Annotated in this window: 4 protein-coding genes; 1 reads left to right on the top strand and 3 read right to left on the bottom strand. The window is 44.2% G+C overall.

The window, feature by feature from the left end; all coding sequences use genetic code 11:
* Positions 1 to 263 precede the first annotated feature (263 nt).
* Positions 264 to 2,504, top strand: a complete 2,241-nt coding sequence (locus H6F74_RS09205; RefSeq protein WP_190439517.1) for a PAS domain S-box protein — start codon at positions 264 to 266, stop codon at positions 2,502 to 2,504.
* 174 nt (positions 2,505 to 2,678) lie between these two features.
* Here the strand turns inward: H6F74_RS09205 and hisA are convergent, their stop codons facing one another.
* The 3 genes from hisA to H6F74_RS09195 all read right to left on the bottom strand — a co-directional run bounded on the left by hisA (position 2,679) and on the right by H6F74_RS09195 (position 4,478).
* Complete coding sequence (gene hisA, locus H6F74_RS09200; protein ID WP_190439512.1) at positions 2,679 to 3,452, bottom strand: 1-(5-phosphoribosyl)-5-[(5-phosphoribosylamino)methylideneamino]imidazole-4-carboxamide isomerase; 774 nt, start codon at positions 3,450 to 3,452, stop codon at positions 2,679 to 2,681.
* A 79-nt stretch (positions 3,453 to 3,531) separates the two neighbouring features.
* A complete protein-coding gene (locus H6F74_RS29915) occupies positions 3,532 to 3,735 on the bottom strand; it encodes a hypothetical protein (protein ID WP_242021950.1) in 204 nt (67 codons plus the stop codon).
* Between the two features lie 29 nt (positions 3,736 to 3,764).
* The gene (locus H6F74_RS09195; RefSeq protein ID WP_242021949.1) at positions 3,765 to 4,478 is read right to left on the bottom strand and encodes a hypothetical protein; all 714 of its coding nucleotides are present in this window, start codon (positions 4,476 to 4,478) and stop codon (positions 3,765 to 3,767) included.
* Between the last annotated feature and the right edge of the window lie 225 nt (positions 4,479 to 4,703).

Genomic DNA, 4,703 nt, shown 5'->3' with positions numbered 1-4,703 from the left:
CCGGAGTCTAAGCCTGATGCCATGAGATAGCCCCTTCTCTCAGATTAATAGCCGTTTTCATTAGCTTAATACTTAGTACATTTCACACTCATATTTAGATGCGCTTACCCTGAAGAAAAGTGTAAAGCTAGTTTCTTCAGAGAATAATAAATTCGTGAAATAATTACTACTCAGGGTGTATCCAGTTTAACGGTATAACGAGTTATACCAGAATAGACATAACAAATACTCCAGGTACTCACTTAGTACCTTGGCTGGAAGATATGCCCCCTTTACACACTAATCAGCAAAGCGGTGCCTTAGCGCCCCGGATTGAGAACCTGCCCCCAGCGCTCCTCAAAGAACTACCAGTGGGTGTATTAGTAATGGGAGTTAGCGGGGAAATCCGCATGATGAATCAAGCGGCGTTGAACTTGCTGGGGTTAACCGAAAGCCAGCTGTTAAATCAAGAGCCTCTTGACTCAGATTGGCACGTTATTCAAGAAAATGGAACGCCATTTCAGCTGAAACTCCATACGGCACCAGTCAGAGCAAAGCAAGCATTGCTGCTACTTTCGACGCGCCAAGCGCTGCGAAATTTAGTTTTAGGGGTGTATCGACCAACGAATAGCGATCGCGTCTGGCTATCCGTGAATACCGAACCGCAGTTAAATACAGATGGTACTGTCGAACAAGTCATCTGCACGTTAAGCGACATCACCAACCAAAAGGCAGGCGAACAACTCTCAAAAATTAATGAGTGCTTTTCCAGCCTTAACTCTGACCCGGATGATAACATTAACCGTCTCACAGCGTTGGCAGGAGATTTACTCGGCGGAGCTTGGGCAGTTTACAATCGACTGCATGAAGGCTTGCTATGGGCATGGGGACAGTCCCAAACGCCGCCAGACTTTTCCAACGTCAGAGAACCAGAAGGCAACATTTGCTATGACGTTATCCAGCAACGCAGCGACCAAACTTTTGTAGTTCAAGATTTGCCAAACACTCCCTATGCCGAAAGCGATAATTGGGTAATCCCCTACCAATTGCAAACTTATATCGGGCAAGCTGTCAAATGCGCTGGTGAATACATCGGCTCAGTATGCGTAGCATATCAAAATCAATTTATTCCCTGTGAAGCTGACAAAAAGCTGATGGGGATTATTGCCTCTGCTATTAGCGTTGAAGAAGAACGCAAGCGGGAAGCTGTGGTTTGGGGGCAGAACGAAGCAAAATGGCGAAGTCTTCTGCAAAATAGCTCTAATCTGATCACCATTTTGGAAGGCGACGGCACCATTAAATATGCCAGCCCTGCCATCGAACGCATTTTAGGATACAAGCCAAAAGAATTAATTGGCAAAAATACATTTGACTTTGTTCACACAGATGACATTCCCTTTTTACAAAAAGACTTTCGAGAAGTTCTGCAAAATCCCACAACCGCTTTAACAATTGAATTTCGGTTTCGGCATAAAGATGGCTCATGGCGTTATATAGAATCAACCCATAGCAATCTCCTAATGGATGCACCGGGAGTCCGCATGGTGGTCAACTCTCGCGACATCACAGATCGAAAGCTAGCCGAGGCAGCATTAATAAAATCGGAAGCTCAACTGAGAGAAAAAGCAACTCAGCTGGAACAAGCTTTGTATGAACTGCAACAAACTCAAACCCAACTTGTTCAAACCGAAAAAATGTCCAGTTTGGGGCAGTTAGTTGCTGGCGTGGCACATGAAATTAACAACCCTGTTTCCTTCATCTACGGCAATCTTCCCTACGCCACTGAATACACTCAGGAGTTGCTCCACCTTATTCGCCTCTACCAGCAGCAATATCCCAACGCAACACCAGTAATTAAAGAAGCCTTAGAAGAAATTGACTTAGATTTCGTCAGCGAAGACCTGCCAAAACTGATGAACTCAATGTTGGTAGGAGCAGAGCGCATTCGTCAAATTGTTCTGTCACTGCGTAATTTTTCCCGTGTAGATAAAGCAGCAAGGGAGCCTTTTGATTTACACAATGGAATTGACAATACCCTACTTTTGTTACAGCATCGCCTGAAACCTAAAGCAGGACGACCACATATCCAGATAATCAAAGATTATAGCAATCTACCAATCGTGGAGTGCTATGCTGGGCAACTCAATCAGGTATTTATGAATATCTTGAGTAATGCTGTTGATGCCCTGGAAGAGTCAATGGATGGAGAAACAACCGACAGCCTAAAACTGACAACTAACTCTCCTATCATTCAGATTCGCACAGAAATGGTAGATGACCATAAAGTGGTAATCAGAATCGCTGACAATGGGCCTGGGATACCGCCCCATGTGCAGCAAAATATATTTGACCCATTCTTTACTACGAAACCAGTAGGACAAGGTACGGGATTAGGTTTATCAATCAGCTATCAAATTGTTGTAGAAAAACACGGCGGTGTTCTAAGTTGCCGATCGAAACCGGGAGAAGGAACAGAATTCTATATTGAGCTTCCGGTGCAGCTACCACATGACGAAGCAGTATGAAAAAGTTAAGTAATTTGTAGTAATTCGTAGGTGGGGCTTACCGTCTGGAAACTCAATAACTCATGCTTGCTTACTAGATGTTGGGTGAGGTTCCAATGGCTCAATCTACGTTTTACTCAGGAAGGAAAGCCTCTAGATGAGCGTTCCCAGGCTGAGGCTGGGAACTAGAGTTAATTAAGCAAAGGTGGAAAAGCCTAAATCTGGGGGGACATCCTGAATACGTCCTTGTCCCACTGCTTGTATGGCTGATTTGAGCGAAACATCACCAGTGTAGATGGCTCTGCCAACGATAACGCCGCTTACCCCCAAAGGTTCAAGAGCTAGCAAACTCAAGAGGTCAGTAATGGAACTGACACCGCCAGAAGCAATGATGGGAATTGAGACAGCATTAGCGAGTTCTCTTAATGCTTCTAAGTTTGGCCCGGAAAGGGTGCCATCGCGATGAATATCGGTGTAGATAATCGCAGCTGTCCCCAGATGTTGCATCTGTTTAGCTAAGTCAATTGCCGTAACTTCAGAAGTTTCTAACCAGCCTCTAGTGGCAACTTTTCCATTACGGGCATCGATTCCCACAATAATTTGCCCAGGAAATTCTTGGCAAAGTTGTTCTACTAGCTGGGGTTGTTCAACTGCAACGGTTCCCAAAATTACCCGTTCAACGCCCATGTCTAGCAGCTGACGAACTGCGCTTTTGTCGCGCAAGCCACCCCCAACTTGTACTGGCACTTGCACCGTTTGTAATATCGCTTCAATTGCCTGCCGATTTACCAAAGAGCCAGTTTTAGCGCCGTCAAGGTCTACAATATGCAGCTGGGTTGCTCCTTGGTCTACCCAGAGTTTAGCTACATGAGCGGGGTTGTTGTCAAAAACTTGCGATCGCTCGTAGTCTCCCTGATACAATCGCACACACCGCCCTTCTAGCAGATCGATCGCTGGAATTACATTCATCTTCCGCTATTTATATAATCAAGTAAGTAGAATAGCCAATGTCCACCCTACTCAATAAAGACTAACAGTTAATAGGTTATCAACTAGCAGCTAATCTCTCTTGTGGCGGTAAGCCAAACAACTTTACAAGATCCTCATCACTTAGAGTTTGGTTCCACCGACGCAGCTGCACCATCAATCGCGCAAATGTAAACACCAGTTCTACAGCGTACAAGGCATATCCTAATTGCAATAGTTCCTTGGTGTGAGTGCGTTCGCCTTGGTGGTGTTGCAGGAGACTCATTAAATTTTTAGTAGTACCCCGCAAGCGAGTCAGATAAGAATCTCCAAAAGCCCAACGGCTGATCCCCAGAATTTTGCCAGATGATTGATCTCATCTTGTAGGGGTTGCGCGATCGCTTGTTGTAATGCCCCTGTTGAGTGCGCCATCAACCACAGATATACGGAAGTTGCGCCCCATTCGGTGGTAATTCTGCTGAGTGCGTGTTTATATACATCTTCGCGAATATTGCCGCTAGATTCGTAGCCTTGGACAGAGTTTGACTGAGGATTTAGTTTTTCCCCTGTCAATTGTTGATATATTTTGCTAAAAGCAGGTCGGTGCTGTCTTTCTTCTTTCTCCCATAATCCTACCTCTAGCACCGCTCCATCTGCCGCAAATGTGCCGCCTACAAATTTTGCCATTTGGGGATGGGGTGCCTGCAAATAATCCCAGCTTTCTTTGGCATAAGCCCGAATCGGCGTTTCTATTTCCACCGCATTAGCGATCGCTGCTGTAAATAGCGCAGGTTTAACACCTATAATTTGAGCCGGATTAATTGCTTGCCAATCAATCGGTTGCCAAGGTCGCTGATGTGGTTTTTCAAACTGTCTGGGTAAATCTACTAGGCAATTCTGGAGAATGTCTATTGATAGATATCTTTCCACCAGCGAGTTAATACGCGATCGCGTTTGTAAATAATGCGGCTCTTGGTATTGATATCCTGCTAAATCAATCGTTTGCTTGGCAATTTTAGATTTTTTCATTTCCTCATCTTCCCTGTTTAATATATTTCTGCTTTTTGTATAGGCCTTTCACATCCCAATAATTTCTACTAATTACAATAGCTTTTATAACAATTAAGATTAATCTAACTTCTTTGGCTCTCCTGTACTTATGGGTATAAGTAAATTTTATTTAAATAAGCAAGCTAGCAGCTTCTCTCGTAAAGATTCAAAGCTCTTAAAACCATAGCTCTGCCGAATAATTAA

Source organism: Trichocoleus sp. FACHB-90 (assembly GCF_014695505.1).
In the GTDB taxonomy this organism is placed as follows: domain Bacteria; phylum Cyanobacteriota; class Cyanobacteriia; order Cyanobacteriales; family FACHB-T130; genus Funiculus; species Funiculus sociatus.
This window is presented reverse-complemented; position numbering and strand designations above follow the sequence as displayed.

Bases quoted from the DNA above. Each gene is read 5' to 3' on its own strand.
- H6F74_RS09205 (WP_190439517.1), top strand. From the start codon at position 264: ATGCCCCCTTTACACACTAATCAGCAAAGCGGTGCCTTAGCGCCCCGG.
- hisA (WP_190439512.1), bottom strand. From the start codon at position 3,452: ATGAATGTAATTCCAGCGATCGATCTGCTAGAAGGGCGGTGTGTGCGA.
- H6F74_RS29915 (WP_242021950.1), bottom strand. From the start codon at position 3,735: ATGAGTCTCCTGCAACACCACCAAGGCGAACGCACTCACACCAAGGAA.
- H6F74_RS09195 (WP_242021949.1), bottom strand. From the start codon at position 4,478: ATGAAAAAATCTAAAATTGCCAAGCAAACGATTGATTTAGCAGGATAT.